The 17,076-nt window shown below is 62.8% G+C and carries 14 protein-coding genes; 8 read left to right on the top strand and 6 right to left on the bottom strand.

Annotated elements, in window-relative coordinates; all coding sequences use genetic code 11:
* Positions 1 to 3: 3 nt before the first annotated feature.
* From ACIQH5_RS09825 to ACIQH5_RS09835, 3 genes are read right to left on the bottom strand one after another with little or no spacing between them, the layout of a single operon-like run.
* Positions 4 to 1,167, bottom strand: coding sequence for an acyl-CoA dehydrogenase family protein (locus tag ACIQH5_RS09825; RefSeq protein ID WP_400402545.1), 1,164 nt, complete (start codon positions 1,165 to 1,167; stop codon positions 4 to 6).
* Positions 1,164 to 3,320, bottom strand: coding sequence for an acetyl/propionyl/methylcrotonyl-CoA carboxylase subunit alpha (locus ACIQH5_RS09830; protein ID WP_400402547.1), 2,157 nt, complete (start codon positions 3,318 to 3,320; stop codon positions 1,164 to 1,166). The genes ACIQH5_RS09825 and ACIQH5_RS09830 overlap by 4 nt, the downstream gene beginning before the upstream one ends.
* 2 nt (positions 3,321 to 3,322) lie before the next feature.
* A complete protein-coding gene (locus tag ACIQH5_RS09835; protein ID WP_400402549.1) occupies positions 3,323 to 4,933 on the bottom strand; it encodes a carboxyl transferase domain-containing protein in 1,611 nt (536 codons plus the stop codon).
* Positions 4,934 to 5,076: 143 nt separating this feature from the next.
* Here ACIQH5_RS09835 and ACIQH5_RS09840 point away from each other — a divergent pair, with 143 nt between their 5' ends.
* From ACIQH5_RS09840 to ACIQH5_RS09850, 3 genes are all read left to right on the top strand, one after another.
* Positions 5,077 to 5,709: a TetR/AcrR family transcriptional regulator gene (locus ACIQH5_RS09840; RefSeq protein WP_400402551.1), complete on the top strand. Its 633-nt coding sequence runs from the start codon at positions 5,077 to 5,079 to the stop codon at positions 5,707 to 5,709.
* A gap of 112 nt (positions 5,710 to 5,821) precedes the next feature.
* Complete coding sequence (locus ACIQH5_RS09845; protein WP_400402553.1) at positions 5,822 to 8,158, top strand: DUF222 domain-containing protein; 2,337 nt, start codon at positions 5,822 to 5,824, stop codon at positions 8,156 to 8,158.
* Positions 8,159 to 8,487: 329 nt separating this feature from the next.
* The gene (locus ACIQH5_RS09850; RefSeq protein WP_400402555.1) at positions 8,488 to 9,360 is read left to right on the top strand and encodes an NAD-dependent epimerase/dehydratase family protein; all 873 of its coding nucleotides are present in this window, start codon (positions 8,488 to 8,490) and stop codon (positions 9,358 to 9,360) included.
* 105 nt (positions 9,361 to 9,465) lie between these two features.
* Here ACIQH5_RS09850 and ACIQH5_RS09855 read toward each other — a convergent pair whose 3' ends face one another.
* The 3 genes from ACIQH5_RS09855 to pdhA are packed head-to-tail and all read right to left on the bottom strand — an operon-like array spanning position 9,466 to position 13,117.
* Positions 9,466 to 10,941 carry a dihydrolipoamide acetyltransferase family protein gene (locus tag ACIQH5_RS09855; RefSeq protein ID WP_400402557.1) on the bottom strand — a complete coding sequence of 492 codons (1,476 nt, stop codon included), beginning with the start codon at positions 10,939 to 10,941 and terminating at the stop codon, positions 9,466 to 9,468.
* Positions 10,938 to 11,948 carry an alpha-ketoacid dehydrogenase subunit beta gene (locus tag ACIQH5_RS09860; RefSeq protein WP_400402559.1) on the bottom strand — a complete coding sequence of 337 codons (1,011 nt, stop codon included), beginning with the start codon at positions 11,946 to 11,948 and terminating at the stop codon, positions 10,938 to 10,940. Before ACIQH5_RS09860 ends, ACIQH5_RS09855 begins: the two co-directional genes overlap by 4 nt.
* Complete coding sequence (pdhA, locus tag ACIQH5_RS09865) at positions 11,948 to 13,117, bottom strand: pyruvate dehydrogenase (acetyl-transferring) E1 component subunit alpha (protein WP_400402561.1); 1,170 nt, start codon at positions 13,115 to 13,117, stop codon at positions 11,948 to 11,950. Before pdhA ends, ACIQH5_RS09860 begins: the two co-directional genes overlap by 1 nt.
* Before the next feature lie 195 nt (positions 13,118 to 13,312).
* Between pdhA and ACIQH5_RS09870 the strand changes: the two genes are divergently transcribed.
* From ACIQH5_RS09870 to ACIQH5_RS09890, 5 genes are all read left to right on the top strand, one after another.
* The gene (locus tag ACIQH5_RS09870) at positions 13,313 to 13,783 is read left to right on the top strand and encodes an Lrp/AsnC family transcriptional regulator (RefSeq protein WP_024820292.1); all 471 of its coding nucleotides are present in this window, start codon (positions 13,313 to 13,315) and stop codon (positions 13,781 to 13,783) included.
* Positions 13,784 to 13,946: 163 nt separating this feature from the next.
* The gene (locus ACIQH5_RS09875) at positions 13,947 to 14,735 is read left to right on the top strand and encodes a hypothetical protein (protein ID WP_400402563.1); all 789 of its coding nucleotides are present in this window, start codon (positions 13,947 to 13,949) and stop codon (positions 14,733 to 14,735) included.
* Positions 14,736 to 14,863: 128 nt separating this feature from the next.
* On the top strand, positions 14,864 to 15,271 hold the full coding sequence (locus ACIQH5_RS09880) for a DUF4383 domain-containing protein (protein ID WP_024820290.1): 408 nt from the start codon (positions 14,864 to 14,866) through the stop codon (positions 15,269 to 15,271).
* An 82-nt stretch (positions 15,272 to 15,353) separates the two neighbouring features.
* Positions 15,354 to 15,959, top strand: coding sequence for a hypothetical protein (locus tag ACIQH5_RS09885; RefSeq protein ID WP_400402566.1), 606 nt, complete (start codon positions 15,354 to 15,356; stop codon positions 15,957 to 15,959).
* 76 nt (positions 15,960 to 16,035) lie between these two features.
* Positions 16,036 to 17,055 (top strand): PHP domain-containing protein, encoded by a 1,020-nt coding sequence (locus tag ACIQH5_RS09890; protein ID WP_400402569.1) that lies wholly within the window; start codon positions 16,036 to 16,038, stop codon positions 17,053 to 17,055.
* Positions 17,056 to 17,076: the final 21 nt, after the last annotated feature.

A 17,076-nucleotide genomic window follows, 5' to 3' on the forward strand; every position in this document is an offset into this window, starting at 1 on the left:
CGGTTACAGACCCAGCTCGCGGGCGATGAGCATCAACTGCACCTCCGTGGTGCCCTCCCCGATTTCAAGGATCTTGGAGTCGCGGTAATGGCGTGCCACCGTGAATTCGTTGATGAAGCCATAGCCGCCAAACACCTGGGTGGCGTCCCGCGCGTTGTCCATGGCTGCCTCGCCTGCGACCATCTTAGCGATGGCCGCTTCGGTCTTGAACGGCTTGCCTGCCAGCATCCTGGACGCAGCGTCGTAGTAGGCAAGGCGGGCAGTGTGGGCCCTTGCCTGCATCCGCGCGATCTTGAACTGGATGGCCTGGTACTTGCCGATGTTCTGCCCGAACGCGCTGCGCTCCTTGGCGTACTTCACGGACAGGTCCACGCACCCTTGGGCTGCGCCCGTTGCCAGTGCAGCGATGGCGATGCGGCCCTCGTCCAAAATGGACAGGAAGTTCGCATAGCCACGGCCGCGCTCGCCCAGGAGGTTCGCTTCGGGAACGCGGACATTGTCCAGGGTCAGCGGGTGCGTGTCGGAGGCGTTCCAGCCCACCTTGTTGTACGGTTTTTCCGCGGTGAACCCGGGCGTTTCCGTAGGCACAAGGATAGTGGAGATCTCCTTCTTGGTGCTGCCGTCCGCGTTTTCCTTCTGCCCCGTCACCGCCGTGACCGTCACCAGCGTGGTGATGTCCGTACCGGAGTTGGTGATGAACTCCTTGTTGCCGTTGATGACCCACCCGCCGTTGTCCAGATGGGCGTTAGTCTTGGTCCCGCCCGCATCCGAACCTGCCTCGCGCTCCGTCAGGCCGAAACCGGCCAAAGACCGTCCGGACGCCAACTGCGGCAGCCACTCCTGTTTCTGTTCCTCTGTGCCGAAGCGGTACACCGGCATCGCACCGAGCGACACCCCGGCTTCCAGCGTGATGGCCACCGACTGGTCAACGCGGCCCAACTGCTCCAACGCCAAGGCCAGGGCGAAGTAGTCTCCGCCCATCCCGCCGAACTCCTCGGGGAACGGCAGGCCGAACAGCCCCATCTCCCCCATCTGCTTCACAACCTCGTAGGGAAAACTGTGCTCTTCGTCGTGCTTGGCGGAGACGGGTGCCACCACTTCGTCGGCGAACTCGCGGACGGAGTCGCTCAGGTCCTGATACTCCTCATTTAGTTCAAACGTGCTCATGGCTGGACTTCCTCGTCTGTGCTGGTGCTGTCTGTGTCTACGTGAATGGTGGCGAGTACCTGGTCAGCTTTGACGAGGTCGCCCGGTTTGCTGGTGAGATGGACGGTTCCGGCAACGGAGGCCACCAGTTGGTGCTCCATCTTCATGGCCTCCACAGCAAGGAGCGGCTGCCCCTCCTCCACGGTGTCTCCGTCGGCTACGGACACGGAAACCACCGTTCCGGGCATCGGTGAACGCACCTCCGGGTCCGCCGCACCTTCGTCACGTTGGATCCCGGCGAGCATCCGACGCAAGCGCTCAGCCCGGTTCAGGACCTCAAGCCTGCAGGACCAGCCGTCGTTGCCCACAAAGAGTTCGCGGACGCTGTTGCGCCCGCCCGGCGCCGCGCCAACCGCGAAGGTGACCGGGCCGCCGTCGAACTCCACCCTGATCGTGTTGTTCCCGCGATCCGCCACCTTGACGTTGACCGGACTCCCGCCGTCGACGCTTGCCCTGACGGCGCCGTCCTCCTCGATAATTGACACTGTTGCGATGTCGGCGCCCGGAACACCAAAAGTGGCTGTCCACGCGCCGCGTCCACCGGCGCGCCAAGCGTCGGCAGTCTTCCACGCGTCGCCCGCGAGCGCCGGACCCGTACGGTCGAGCCAGAGTGTAAGGGCAGCGGCTATCAGCTCAGCAGGACCAACGTGCCGGAACTCCATGGACGGCAGCCTGCGCTCAATCAGTCCCGTATCGAGGTGCCCGGCGATGACCTCGGAATCGTTGATCAACAAACGCAGATACTCCACATTCGTATCCACACCGAGCAGCGTGTAGCGGCCCAGCGCAGCGTCAAGCGTATCCAGCGCCGAGGCCCGGTCCTCACCCCACGCGATGACCTTCGCCAGCATGGGGTCATAGTCCCCCGTAACCTTCAGGTTGTCCCGCATGGCTGAGTCGATCCGCACCTTCGCATGCGCTGGTTGCTGCCCCGAAACGGTTGCATCAGGTACGCCCTCCTCAGCGAGCGCCACGATCCGCCCCATGGACGGCATGAAGTTCCGCTCGGGTACCTCAGCGTAAACCCGCGCCTCCACGGCGTGGCCTTTAAGCACGACGTCGGACTGCGCCACGGTGAGCACCTCACCGGCGGCGATCCGCACCTGCCATTCAACGAGGTCGATGCCCGTGACCATCTCTGTGACAGGGTGCTCCACCTGAAGCCGGGTATTCATCTCCATGAAGAAGAACTCGTCGGGGTGTTCGTCGGAAACCAGGAACTCCACGGTTCCTGCGCCACTGTAACTGACCGAACGGGCCGCATTGCAGGCCGCCTCGCCAATCCGGGCCCGCTCCTGCGCACCGTTGGGCAATGATTCAAAAAGGGCGGACGGAGCTTCTTCGATCACCTTCTGGTGGCGCCGCTGGAGAGAACACTCGCGCTCGCCGAGGTGGATCACGTTGCCGTGGTTGTCCGCCAGAACCTGAACCTCGATGTGGCGAGGGGTACCAATGAGCCGCTCGAGGAAGAGGGTGTCGTCGCCAAAAGCGGACGCTGCCACGCGCCTGGCCGTGACGAGCGTGGAGGCCATATCCTCCGGCTTTTCCACCACGTGCATACCTTTGCCCCCACCACCTGCCGAGGGCTTGATCAGCAAGGGGAAACCGACTTCCGAGGCGGCCTGGATCAGGTCCTGATCGCTGAGACCTGGTTGTGCGATGCCCGGAACACACGGGACGTCATAGGCCATCACATGGTTCTTGGAACGGATTTTGTCGCCCATGACGTCAATGGCTCCAATTCCGGGTCCAATGAAGGTGATGCCCGCCGCGTCCAGTGCCTTGGCGAACTCCACATTCTCGGACAGGAAGCCGTAGCCCGGGTGGACTGCGTCCGCGCCGCTTCGACGGCAGGCCTCGATGATGGCGTCGATCTTCAGGTAGCTCTCTGCCGGTGCCGTGCCACCGATGGCGACGGCGGTATCGGCGAGGGCCACGTGCTTGGCATTCTTGTCGGCATCCGAGTACACAGCGACGGAGCGGATGCCCATCTCCTTCAGGGTCCGGATGACGCGGCAGGCAATCTCGCCACGATTGGCAACGAGGACAGCATTGAAGGTTCGGGCTTCCACCACCGGGCTTGGCGGGGCTGGGGCTGTAGTTGGCGAAGTCATGGTCACATCCTGAAGAGGCCGAAGGAGGTCTCGGGCAGTTGTTGGCGGGAGACGACGTCCAGGGCCATCCCCAAGACTCGCCGGGTGTCAGCGGGATCGATGATGCCGTCATCCCACAGCCTTGCGGTGGAGTAATAGGGGCTTCCCTGGTCCTCGTACTGTTGCTTGATGGGAGCTTTGAAGGCTTCCTCGTCCTCGGCGGACCATTCCTGTCCCGCTGCCTCATACTGGTCCCTTTTGACGGTGGCCAGGACGCTGGAAGCCTGGTTTCCGCCCATGACCGAGATGCGGGCGGCTGGCCACATCCAGAGGAATCGTGGCGAGTAAGCCCGGCCGCACATGGAGTAGTTGCCTGCCCCAAAGGAACCGCCGATCACCACCGTCAGCTTGGGCACCCGGGCCGTGGCCACTGCGGTGACCATCTTGGCGCCGTTCTTGGCGATGCCGCCCTGTTCGTAGTCCTTACCCACCATGAAGCCGGAGAGGTTCTGCAGGAAGATCAGAGGGATGCCGCGCTGATCGCAGAGCTCAATGAAATGAGCGCCCTTTAAGGACGACTCGCTGAAGAGGACCCCGTTGTTGGCCACGATGCCCACGGGATGACCGTGCAGGTGCGCGAATCCGGTCACCAGGGTGGTGCCGTAGTTCTTCTTGAACTCATGGAATTCGGATCCATCAACCAGTCTGGCGATGACTTCCCGGACGTCGTATTGGGCGTTGACGTCCGTGGGAACAACACCGTAGATCTCTGCAGGCTCGACGACGGGCGGCAGGACGACGTCGGACACGTCCCAGACCGGCTGCGCCGGTTTCGGCACCGTGGCCACAATGTCCCGAACGATCTCCAGCGCATGCTGGTCGTTCTCGGCGAGGTGGTCCGTGACTCCGGAAATCCTTGAATGGACGTCGCCGCCGCCCAGCTCCTCAGCAGTGACGATCTCGCCAATGGCTGCTTTGACCAAGGGCGGGCCACCCAGGAAGATGGTGCCCTGATTCCGGACGATGACCGTCTCATCGCTCATGGCCGGTACATAGGCGCCGCCAGCCGTGCACGATCCCATGACAGAGGCGATCTGCGGGATCTTGGCCGCGGACATTTTGGCCTGGTTGAAGAAGATCCGGCCAAAGTGCTCCTTGTCCGGGAAGACCTCGTCCTGCTTGGGCAGGAACGCTCCGCCGGAATCGACGAGGTAGATACAGGGAAGCTTGTTCTCCAGGGCGATTTCCTGAGCCCGGAGGTGTTTCTTCACGGTCATGGGATAGTAGGTCCCACCCTTGACCGTGGCGTCGTTGGAGATCACCAGAACATGGCGGCCATGGACCAAGCCAATGCCCGCAATGACGCCGGCGCCCGGGGACTCGTCGTTGTACATGCCATTGGCAGCCAGAGGCGCGATCTCAAGGAACGGGCTGCCGTCATCGAGCAGGTAGTCGATCCGTTCACGCGGCAGAAGTTTCCCGCGGGCGATGTGCCGCTCCCGCGACTTTGCCGGGCCGCCGAGGGACGCCGTCGCGAGCCGTTCCTTCAGCTCCTCCACCAAGGCCAGCTGCGCCTCACGGTTGGCTTCGAAGGTGCCGCTGGTGGATGCCATCAGGTTGGCGAGTGTCTCCATTGACCGTGTTCCATTCCCGGCCCCAGGCCATTTCGGTTAGTGCCACGTAACTGAAATTTAGGTTAGTCTTTATTAACTGTGATGTCCAGCACAGCATGGCCCGCCAGGCCTGCTGAGCCGGCATGGGCGCCAAGGAGGACCACATGACCGTAAGCCCGGAAGCAAATACCAACGGCACCGGTGCGGCTACAACGCAACGAAGCCAGGCCAAGGAGCTGCGCCGCATGGCGTTGCTGTCCGCAGCCGCAGGTCTCTTCGCGGAAAACGGCTTTAGCAGGGTGTCCCTCGAAGACCTCGGAGCAGCGGCAGGCGTCAGTGGACCAGCCGTGTACCGCCACTTCCCCGGCAAACAAGCGGTCCTCGGCGAGCTACTCCTCAGCGTCAGCCGGGACCTGCTGGACGGTGGCCAGCGCGTAGTCTCCGAAGCGGAGGATGCCCTTTCCGCGCTCACCGGGCTGATCCGGTTCCAGGTGGACTTCGCCCTGAGCAATCCGGAGGTCATCCGGGTCCAGGACCGGGACTTCGGCAGCCTCAGCGACGACGACCAAGCCAAGGTCAGGTCCCTGCAGAGAAGCTACGTGGAAACCTGGGTGGACGTCCTGGCACGGCTCCACGAGGGCGCCGACATTGCAGGGCTGCGCGTCCGGGCACACGCAGCCTTTGGACTCATCAACTCCACCCCTCACTCCGTACGCCATCACGGCAGGAAGATCGCGGTGAAGTCCGCCCGTCCCATCCTGGAACAGATGGCTCTGGCGGCACTGACCTCCGTCTGATGGCAGGTCTGCCTCGCTGTTCTTGGCTGGCTGTTCGTAATGTCCTTCATTGTCCGGCTGTGTCTTGCTGCGTCCCGCTAAAAATGTCAGACCCCAGTGAAATGATTAATTCATGGAGAAATTGGCGCAGTTGATGGCATCTTGGGCGGAACCGTCCCCTGCTGTCGCTGCCCTGGCTGCTCTTCGGTCACAGCGCGTTGAGGACATGCCGCACTTGGCCAAGGCCGGTGGCACTGATTCCACGGCGCCCATCACCGTGATCGAACATTTCCACGGAACTGGATTGGCCCACGGTGCTGGCCGATTCGACGGCGTCAAGCGGCCCAAGGACGCTGGGCTGCCCAACGGTGCCGCCTGGCTCAACGCAACTGTCCCTGCCAACCGAACTGACCGGGTCAACAGTACTGACTGGTTCAGCGGAACTACCCTTCCCAACGGCACTGGCTGGCTCAACGAAACTGGCCCGGTCAACAGCGCTGGCCGGCTCAACAGTACTGGTGCGCTCAACGGTGCAAAGCAGCTCAAGAGCCAGGCCAAGGACGCCCGGGCTGCAGAGTCCACCGGCGCCAAAGCCACAGACACCGGACCCCCGGGCGGCACGGAGGCAGATGCTTCGGTAATCAATGCCGGATGTGTGTCCGGTCCACGGCGGGAAGCCCTGACCGGCGCCAGCCCGGATCCTGACCAGTGGATCCAACGTCCGCGCGGGCTGCGTCTTGACCCCGTTTCGGTTTCGGGAGTGGAGTTGGGTGAACTTCTTGACGACGCCGCTGCACTTCTGGACTCCGCACGATTGTCCGTCATCGATGAGGTGCGGTTGTTGGGGTTTGTTGGGGCTGCTGATTTTGCGGGCAGGGTCGAGGAGTTGTCCCGGTCGGTGGAGTTTTTGCAGGTGGTCGCGGCCCAGGCTGTGGAACGGACCCGTAGAGAGGCACAGCAAGTCGGTCCGGGGTCCTCGGCGGCAGCACCGGAGTGGCGGACGGGCTGGACCGAACCAGCCACGGGCGCAACGGTTCCGGGGGCGACCAAAGCTGTAGATGACGGGCGCAGTGTGGTGGATGACGGGTACCGGGACGCGGCGCAGTTCCTTCGGGCACGGTTACGGATCAGTATCGGTGAAGCCCGGCGCAGGCTCGCCCTCGCCCCCGAGGTCCTCCCCCAAACCGGAATGACCGGACAAGACATCCCGGCCCGCCGCGAAATCCTCGCCGACGCTGTCGGGGCCGCGTTGGTGCCTTCCCGGTCCGCGACGATCATCAGCACCGCCCTGGACAAAGTCCGGCACCTCACCGACGACGAAACCATCACCCGGATGGAACAAGCCCTCACCGGCACCGCGGTGGAGACCGACCCGGACTTCCTCACCAAAATGACCAAACGCTGGATCGACTACATCGACCACGACGGCCCCGAACCTTCCGAAGAAGTCCTCCGTCAGCACCAAGGCGCGTTCCTGCGCCGCCGACGCCGCTACGGACTCCACCACATCGAAATCTTCGCCACCGACGAACAATACGAAACCCTCACTACCGTCATGAACACCGCCACCAACCCCAGACTCACCACCACCACAGAGTCCGACGCCGGATCTGAGTCCCAATCTGACACTGGAGCCGGAGCGGGGCCGGTCCTGGACCTGCGTACCCGGCCCCAGAAACACCTCAACGGCCTCCTCGGGGCCTGCAGTGTTGCGATGACCACCGGGAAACTACCCTCCAACGGCGGACTCCGACCCCAACTCACCGTCACCATCGGCTACCAAGAACTTCTCAACCAACTCAACGACACCCGCCCCCACGAAGACCACGGCCGTATTAGAACCGGCTCGAACCACGGCAACGGCAACGGCGGCCTTCCCAGCACCGGCGCCGGTACCGGGACCGGAACCGGGACCGGCGCCGGAAAAGGCACGGGCACCGGGACAAGGACAGGGTCTGGGTCAAGGCCTGGGTCTGGGTCAAGGTCGGTGTCTGGGTCAAGGTCGGGGTCTGGGACGGCGACGTTCCTGGGCCCGATCCACCCGAACACCATCCGCAAAATCGCCTGCGACGCGGACATCCTCCCCGTCCTGCTCGGCAGCGACTCCCGCGTACTGGACATCGGACGGACCACCCGGATCTTCCCACCCCACATCCGCAAAGCCATCACCGCCCGCGACGGCGGCTGCGCCTTCCCCGACTGCACCATGCCCGCACCCTGGTGCGAAGCCCACCACACCACCTACTGGTCCCACGGCGGCACCACCAGCACCGACAACGGCACCCTGCTCTGCAGCCACCACCACCACCTCATCCACAAAGAACAATGGCGCATCGACATGACAACAGGGGTCCCCTGGTTCATCCCCCCACCCCACATCGACCCCCAACAAACACCCCGACAAAACCACCACCACACACCCCAAAGAACAAAGAGAACGCAGAGAACACAGCAAACACAGAGAAGGTAGAGACAGAGCGCGGCGTCACTGCGCAAGGGAACTTGGGAGCGCTCATGTGAAGCCCGGGTCAGGTAGTGTTCTGCGCAAACCGGCAACCCGCGTGCCCTGCGCAAACCGGCAACCCGCGTGCCCTGCGCAAACCGGCAACCCGCGTGCCCTGCGCAAACCGGCAACCCGCGCAACCCGCGTCGGTCCAGTGTTCCTAGGACTCACAGGGCCTGCTTCAGGGGCTGTGCCGCTCGAGCGCGCCGCCTAGGGTTGGACGTGACCGGGTTGCATGTGACCCGGTTGGACGTCACATTCGACGATCCGGAATAGCCACTACGAAGGATCAGACCATGAGGATTGCTGTCACGGGCGGAAGCGGAAAACTGGGTAGGAGTGTGGTCCGGCGGCTCACGCAGGATGGCCACCAGGTGCTCAACATGGACTGTGCCGGAACCCGCGGCAAGGGCTACGTCAACGTTGACCTCCGCAACTACGGACAGGTCCTGGATGTCATCCTGGGCCTGGACGATCAGCACAGCGGCTTGGACGCTATCGTTCACTTGGCCGCCATCCCCGCGCCGGGTCTTGCCCCGGACGCCGCGATCTTCGAGAACAACATGGTGTCCACGTACAACGTCTTCCAAGCAGCGCGGAGGGCCGGCATCAAAAAGGTGGTCTATGCCTCCAGCGAGACCGTCCTGGGTCTGCCTTTCGAGATCGACCCTCCCTACATTCCGGTAGATGAGGAGTACGCTGCCCGCCCGGAAAGCACCTACTCGCTGGTCAAGCACCTCGAGGAGCAGATGGCCATCCAACTCACCAGGTGGGATCCGGACCTCAGCATCACCGCCCTGCGCTTCTCCAACGTGATGGACCCTGAGGATTACGACGCCTTTCCCTCCTTCGATTCCGATGCCACGTTGCGCAAATGGAATCTATGGGGCTACATCGATGCCCGGGACGGTGCACTTGCAGTTGTCAGGGCGTTGGAGCATGGCGAACCGGGTTTTGAAGCCTTCATCATCGCAGCTGCCGATACCGTGATGAGCCGGAGAAGTGCCGAGCTGGCTGCGGAAGTCTTCCCCGGCGTCGAGGTCCTCAAGGAACTGGGCGAGCACGAAACCATGCTGTCCATTGACAAGGCGCGCAGGCTGCTGGGTTTTGAACCAGAGCACAGCTGGCGCACCGTCCACTCCAACCGCACCACACCAACCGAGGACTAAGACTGGCTGGCGCTCCCCCGGGTTGACGCGCGACGGCCCACCCCTTAGCTGCAGTTTCCTGCAAGCACTCGTAAAGGGATGGGCCGGCGCAGCTTCAGTTGCACCCTAAATCATGGTCATCACCATGGCGGGGTCGGACAGGATGGCACCCAGATCGGCAAGGAATCGGGATCCCTGCTCACCGTCCACCAAGCGGTGGTCGAAGGACAGGCTTAGTGACATGACCTGTCGCACGGCCAACTCATCGTTGACCACCCACGGCGCCTTCCTTACAGCGCCCAGGGCCACGATGGCGGCCTCGCCCGGATTCAGGATGGGCGTCCCGGCGTCGATGCCAAACACGCCGATGTTGGTGATGGAGATGGTGCCACCTGACAACTCCGACGGCGACGTCTTGCCTGCTCGTGCGGTGTCCGTGAGTTCGGTCAGCGCCGTGGAAAGCTCACGCAGCGTCAGCTTGTCCGCGTCCTTGATGTTCGGAACGGTCAGGCCTCGGGGTGTGGCGGCCGCGATGCCCAGATTCACGTAGTTGAACTGGACAATCTCCTGGCTGGCCTCATCCCACCGTGAGTTCAGCGATGGGTTGTTCCGGAGCGCCACCAGGACAGCTTTGGACGCAATGGTCAGCGGCGTCAGCTTGTATCCGTCGAACGCCTTGTTGCCCTTGAGCCTTGCCAGCAATTCCATGGTTGCCGTGACGTCCACCGTGAGGAATTCCGTGACATGCGGCGCAGTGAAAGCGCTTTGCACCATGGCAGCGGCCGTGAACTTACGGACGCCCTTGATGGGCGTGCGGGTCTCGCGTTCGTCTTGCCCGGCAACATCGGGAACCCCGGCCGGGACCTCAACTGCGCCGGTGAAGTTTTGGACATCCTCACGGGTAATGAGCCCGCCGGGTCCGGTACCTGGGACGAGTTCCAGCTCAACACCAAGATCGCGCGCAAGTTTACGCACGGGCGGGGTTGAGCGCGGACGCTCAGAGTTCTCAGCCTCTGCCTGACGAGCCACCACAGGCTCGGTGACCGCCGGAGCCGCCGGGGGTGCAGCCTTCACGTCCTGGACTTGGCCGCGCGCCCGGCGGGTGGGTCGTCCGGAATGCTCGACGACGGCGCCGTACCCCACCAGGTTTGGCTCACGTTTCGCTGGGGCTCCCACCGCTTGAGCACCGGCATTTGCCGGCGAACCCTTGGCGGATGCGTCGACGGCGGCCCTGTCGCCAGCGGACTGGTTCCCGGCGGACTGGTTCGCGGCGGACCCAGCACCAGCAGACCGTTCACCGTTACCCGGTACACCGCCACCCGGTACACCGCCACCCAAGGAGGACCCGGCGTCGTCAACCTCAAACGAGACGATCGGCTTGCCAACTTCCACCACAGTGCCAGGCTGCTCATGAAGTTCAGCCACCACTCCTGCGAAGGGCGAAGGTAACTCAACAACGGCCTTGGCGGTTTCAACCTCAGCGATGACCTGATTCAGTGTGACGGTGTCCCCCACCGCTACCTTCCAACTCAGGATTTCCGATTCGGTCAGGCCCTCGCCAAGGTCCGGCAGCCTGAATTCCTTGATCATGGTGGCGGTCATCCTTCCAGTCCGCTCAGGGAGTTGTGCCGGCCAAGGGCGCGGTCCACGCCGTCAAGAATCCTGTCCAGATCCGGCAGGTGGTGCATTTCAAGTTTCGAGTACGGATACGGAACATCGAAGCCGGTGATGCGGACCGGGGCGGACTCCAGGTAATGGAAACAGCGTTCGGTAATGCTGGCGGCGATTTCAGCGCCAAGGCCTCCGGATTGGCCGGCCTCGTGCGTGATGACCAGGCGTCCGGTCTTACGGACAGAAGCTTCCACTACGGGGTAGTCCACGGGGGCCAGCGAGCGCAGATCGATGACTTCCACCGAAATGCCTTCGTCGGCCGCGGCCAGGGCAGCATCCTTGGTCGTCTTGACCAGAGGGCCGTAGGCAACCAGCGTGACATCAGAACCGGTGCTGACCACGGCAGCTTTATCCAGGGGAAGGGCAGTGGAGAGGTCCAGGGTTTCGTCCACGTCGCCCTTGTCGTGATAACGACGCTTGGGCTCAAAGTAGAGAACGGGATCATCGGAAGCGATGGCCTGCTGGATCATGGTGTAGGCATCCTGCGGGTTGGACACAGCTACCACGCGGAGGCCGGAGGTGTGCGTGAAATATGCCTCGGGCGATTCGGAGTGATGCTCCGGGGATCCGATGCCGCCACCGAAAGGAACGCGAATGGTGATGGGCATCTTGACCCGCCCCTGGGTCCGGTAGTGCATCTTGGCTACTTGGCTGACGATCTGGTCGAATGCCGGGTAGATGAATCCATCGAACTGGATTTCGCAGACCGGCCGGTAACCGCGGTAGGCCAAGCCAACCGCGGTGCCGATGATGCCGGACTCAGCCAGCGGCGAATCGATCACCCTGTGTTTGCCGAAGTCTTTCTGAAGCCCATCCGTGACGCGGAAGACGCCACCGAGCGAGCCGATGTCTTCTCCCATGAGGACCACTTTGGGGTCGTTTTCGAGGGACTTCCGGAGGCCGGCATTGATAGCCCGGGCAAAAGTGAGCTTGGACATCAGAGTGCACCTTCCTCGACGGGCTGGTTGAAGCTGTTCAAATAGCGCGAGTAGTGGTCCTTCTGGCGCTCAATCCAGGAATTGGGAGTGCTGTACACATGATTGAAGACATCCAGCGGCTGCGGGTCCGGCATATCGATGCAGCTGGCCCGAAGTTCGGCGGCCACAGCATCGGCCTTGGACTTCACCCGGGCTTCCACGTCGTCAGTCAGCAGGCCCTTGGCCTCGAGTAGTTTGCGCAGCCTCAGAATGGGGTCCTTGGCGGCCCAGTCCTCCAACTCGATGGGGTCACGGTATCGGGTGGGGTCATCGGCAGTGGTGTGCGGACCCATGCGGTAAGTAACAGCCTCAATAAAGGTTGGTCCTCCGCCTTTGCGGGCGCGGTCCAAGGCCAAACGGGTCGCAGCCATGACGGCCAGGACATCATTGCCGTCAACCCGCATGCTGGGAATACCGAAACCGCTGGGCCTATCGGCAAGCTGGACGTGCGACTGTACGCGAACGGGCTCCGAAATTGCCCAGTGGTTGTTCTGGCAGAAGAACACCACGGGGGCCTGGTAGCTCGCAGCAAACACCATGGCCTCGTTGACGTCGCCTTCACTCGTGGCGCCATCGCCAAAGTAGGCAAGTACCGCGGTATTGGCACCATCGAGTTGCACACCCATGGCATAGCCGGTGGCGTGCAGGCTCTGGGAACCAATGATGATCTGGGGCGTCGCCAGGTTGATGCGCAGAGGATCCCAACCATAGGAGGCGTTGCCGCGCCATACCCGGGCGATCTCGGAGAGGTGGGCGCCCCGTACATAGGCCACTCCGCTTTCGCGGTAGCTGGGGAAGACGAAGTCATCGTCCCTGAGTGAGCGGCTTGAGCCGATCTGAGCCGCCTCCTGCCCCAGCAACGGGGGCCACAATGCGAGTTCGCCCTGCCGCTGGAGAGCCGTGGCCTCCGCATCGATACGGCGAATGACTGTCATGTCCTCATACAGGGAACACAGGTGCTCATCACCGATGTCCTTGACCCAGATATCGAATTCGGGATGGCTGATGCGTTCGCCGTTCGGCGACACCAACTGGAGCAGATCTCCGCCAGTCCTCAAGGGAGTTTGTGCACTTTGTCCTGGGCCCGGAGTGTGGTGGTCCACTCCCTTGCCCGCCTGATCCGTCAACACAGGTGATCGCAACCTTCCGGCTCGTTTTTGTCGGCGCTGGCGGGACTTGTGATCCTGCCGCAGACCGGCCCTCCGGCACCTTCGCCGAAGTTAACTGTGACCCTACTCACAAGTGTCACGGGGTACAACTACCACTCTAAAGATTGATCATTTTGCCCTGTTTCACGCTGCCCGACCGTGCTAATCTTGCGCATTATGCAACCCTTGGATGGCACTGATACCCGGCTGCTTTCGGCCATGGCCAAAGATCCCCGAGGGACCGTAGTGGCCCTGGCTCAGAAGCTCGGCCTGTCCAGGAATACCGTCCAAGCCCGCATGGCGCAGCTTGAAAAGAAACACGCGTTCCTCTCCTTCGAGCGGCGCATCAATCCCGCAGCGCTGGGGTACCCGCTCACGGCCTTCATTACGGTCCACGTGCAGCAACAAAAACTAGCCTCACTCTCCGAAGACCTCGCTGACATACCGGAAATCCTTGAAGGATTCGGCCTGACCGGCTCCGCTGACCTGCTCTTGCGGGTGGTGGCTTTGGACGCAGAGGACCTCTACCGCATCAACGGAAAGATCCTCGGCTGCGACGGGGTGGAACGGACTGACACGGCGCTTGCCATGCGGGAGATGATCCCTTACCGGGTGCAACCGCTGCTGGGCCGGCGCTCCGGCGAGTGAGAATCGCCCTTCACCTGCAGCCCCTTCACCTGCAGTAATGGGCCGTGCGGTACTTGCCCACCGCACCCGCATAGGATTTGATGCAAGTGGACGCATCGGGGGCCGGCCAGAGGACCCCGGCCATGTGGTGGCGCTGCCGAAGGCTACCGAAAGGGGCACTACCGTGAGCAACCCGCAACAATCAAACCAGCCCGAGCAACCCAACCAGCCGGCACAATCCAACCAGCCCCCGCAACCCAACCAGCCCGCGCCGAACTATCCGGGCCAGAATCCGCCCCCGGTTCCCCCGGGCCCCGGGTATCCCCCGCAGACTGGAGCCTCGCCGCAGTGGCAACAGCCGCCGTCGAACGCTGCTCCCCAGGGCAACCCGCAGTACGCGGCGCCAGGCGGCGACCCCTCCGCGCAAAACCCGTACCCGCAAACTCAAAACCCCTACCCGCAGGGGCAGTACCAACCCGGCCAATACCCTCAGGGCCAGTACCCCCAGGACCAGTACTCTCAGCACCCCTACGGGCAGCAGCCACCAAAAAAGAGCCGGAAAGTACTGTGGATTGTCCTCAGCATTGTTGCTGGTGTGATCGTGCTGGCCGTGGTGGGTGTCCTCCTGCTCGTCAACCTGGTTGGGAACGCGACGTCCAAAGCCAGGACCTTGGCGGACGAATTCACCAACCTGGTGGTCTCCGGCCAAACGGAACAGGCCTACGACAACTACTTGAGCCAGCCACTGAAAGACGAACTGGATAAGCAGTCGTTCGTGGACGGCATTGCCAGCCTGAACCTGGACAGCTCGTGCAAGCCGAACTACAACTCCGTCAGCGTGAACTCGGAAAACGGAAACAACAAAGCCAACCTCGCGGGGACGTTGCAGTGCGACGGCAAGACGATCAACCTCCAGTACGTCTTCGAGGGCACCGACGACCTCAAAATGAGCAGTATCCGCCTCCGCCCCTAGGCGATGGGGAAATAATTCCGCTAAGCACCCATCCACCTGCGCATATGGTCCGAATCACTGCCTGAGAGCCCCAGCCGGGGCTCAGCAGGACGGCCGGGTTTTCCGGCCATCATCGGAAGGTTCGGACCATGCGTACTTCGCCCAATCGCCTGATCGCCACCATCTTCGGAGCCGTATACCTCTTGGTAGGCGTGCTCGGATTCTTTGTCACTTCGGGAATCGGCTTCTTCGCCACCGAGGGTGCCAACCTGATCATCTTCGCCGTGAATCCGCTTCACAACATCATCCACTTGGCCATTGGTGCTGCGCTGCTCTATGCAGGCATGAACAGCGTCACGCTCTCCAAGGGAGTCAACACCACTGTGGGTGGCGTCTACCTCCTGGTGGGCATCCTTGGACTCTTCCTGGTGGGTTCCTCGCTGAACATCATCGCCCTCAACGGTGCGGACAACGTCCTGCACCTTGCCAGCGCCGTGGTCCTGCTGGGCGTCGCACTGTCCCAGGACAAGGCCGCCGTAGCTTCCGCCCGCGCCTGATCAGTCACTGAAAGCCTCTTAAGAGGCATCTGATCAGCGTTTGACAAGCGACGTTTGACAAGCGAGAGGACGGCGACGAGCCATGGAACGCAAAAATCACCCCACGCTCAGCGCAGCGACCCTGCTGTTCGTGTACTTCGCAGCAATGGCCGCCGGGATGGTGGAGCTTTCCCTGGCCGCCGGATATCTCACAGGAACTGAAGCGGTGACACCCGGCCTGGTTGCTGCCGGTGCCGCAACCCTCACGGGCGGCCTCGCATTCTTGGCGTGGTCGCTGTGGGGGCTGCACCGCAACACCTTGGTCCTTGCCCGATACGCACTCCCCGTCCTCGCCCTGACTGCTGCTGCACATCTTGTGGTGACGGTGGCCGGGGTCAGCACCCAGCGCTCATTGAATGTGAGCCACTTTGCCGCTTTCGGCCTGACGCTCATGGCAGTTGCCGGGGCTGGCTGGTTGAGGCGGCATTACAAGACCAACGACGGCGGCGCCCACGGCCAGCCAAGGACCGGGCGGCTTCTGGCAGCCGCGTTCGGAGCCGCCGTCGTTGTTGCCTCAGTAGCAACACCAGGCCTGGCCGCCTCGATGGCAGGGCAGCATGCCGTCCCGCACGGGGAGCACGGCCAGTCGCCACACGAAGAAAGCGGCCAGGGCTCCAATCCCGCCCTGGACCCGGGTCACCACCACTAGTTGGCAGTGACCGAACCGGCGCACCATCAACACTGCCCACTGTTGATGGTGCGCCTTGTTCGTGGATCATGGAGCCATGGATCCCCTTGAGGCGCTCGACGAAATCTCTTTCTGGCTCGAACGAAGCCAAGCCCCCACTTTCAAGGTCCAGGCGTTCCGAAAAGCAGCCGACGCCGCACGGCAGCTTTCGCCCGAGGACCTAAAGAAACTCGTGGGCTCAGGACGCATCACCAGTCTCAAAGGCGTAGGCAACCGCAGCGCCGAAGTCATTACCCAGGCCTTGGAAGGCCGGGTTCCCGGCTATCTGGCTGATTTGCGTGAGCGCGGCACGGAAGCGCTGGCCGCCGGCGGCGACACTCTGCGGGCGGAGTTACGCGGGGACCTGCACAGCCACAGCAATTGGTCCGACGGCGGGTCCCCCATCGAAGCCATGGTTGCCGCAGCACGCACACTCGGCCGCGAATATCTTGCCTTGACGGACCACTCCCCCAACCTCACCATCGCCAATGGCCTCAGCGTGGAACGGCTGGAGAAGCAACTTGGTGTGGTGGACGGTATCAATGCCTCACAAAATGGCTTCCGGTTGCTCAAGGGAATCGAGGTGGACATCCTTGAAGATGGAACCCTTGACCAGACCCCGGACATGCTGGACCGCCTGGACGTGGTGGTGGCCAGCGTTCACTCCAAGCTTCGATCCGACACAAAGACCATGACCACGCGCATGTTGGGCGGCATCAGTGATCCCCATACCAACGTCCTGGGGCATTGCACAGGCCGCTTGGTGCAGGGTTCGCGGGGAACCCGGCCCGAGTCCGAATTCGATGCCGCCAAAGTCTTCAAGGAATGCGCGGAGTGGGGCGTGGCGGTGGAAATCAACTCCCGGCCCGAACGCCAGGACCCGCCGGATAACCTCATCAAAATGGCCCTCGACGCTGGCTGCCTGTTCAGCATCGACAGCGATGCCCACGCTCCCGGCCAGCTGGATTTCCTGCAGTACGGTGCGGAGCGGGCTGAAGCCCTTGGCGTGCCCAAGGAACGGATTGTCACCATCTGGCCATTGGCCCAGTTGAAGGAGTGGTTGAGCCTGAAGAAGTGAGGGCAGCGCGTCCACCACAAG

The organism is Paenarthrobacter sp. NPDC091711, assembly GCF_044756605.1.
Lineage (GTDB): Bacteria > Actinomycetota > Actinomycetes > Actinomycetales > Micrococcaceae > Arthrobacter.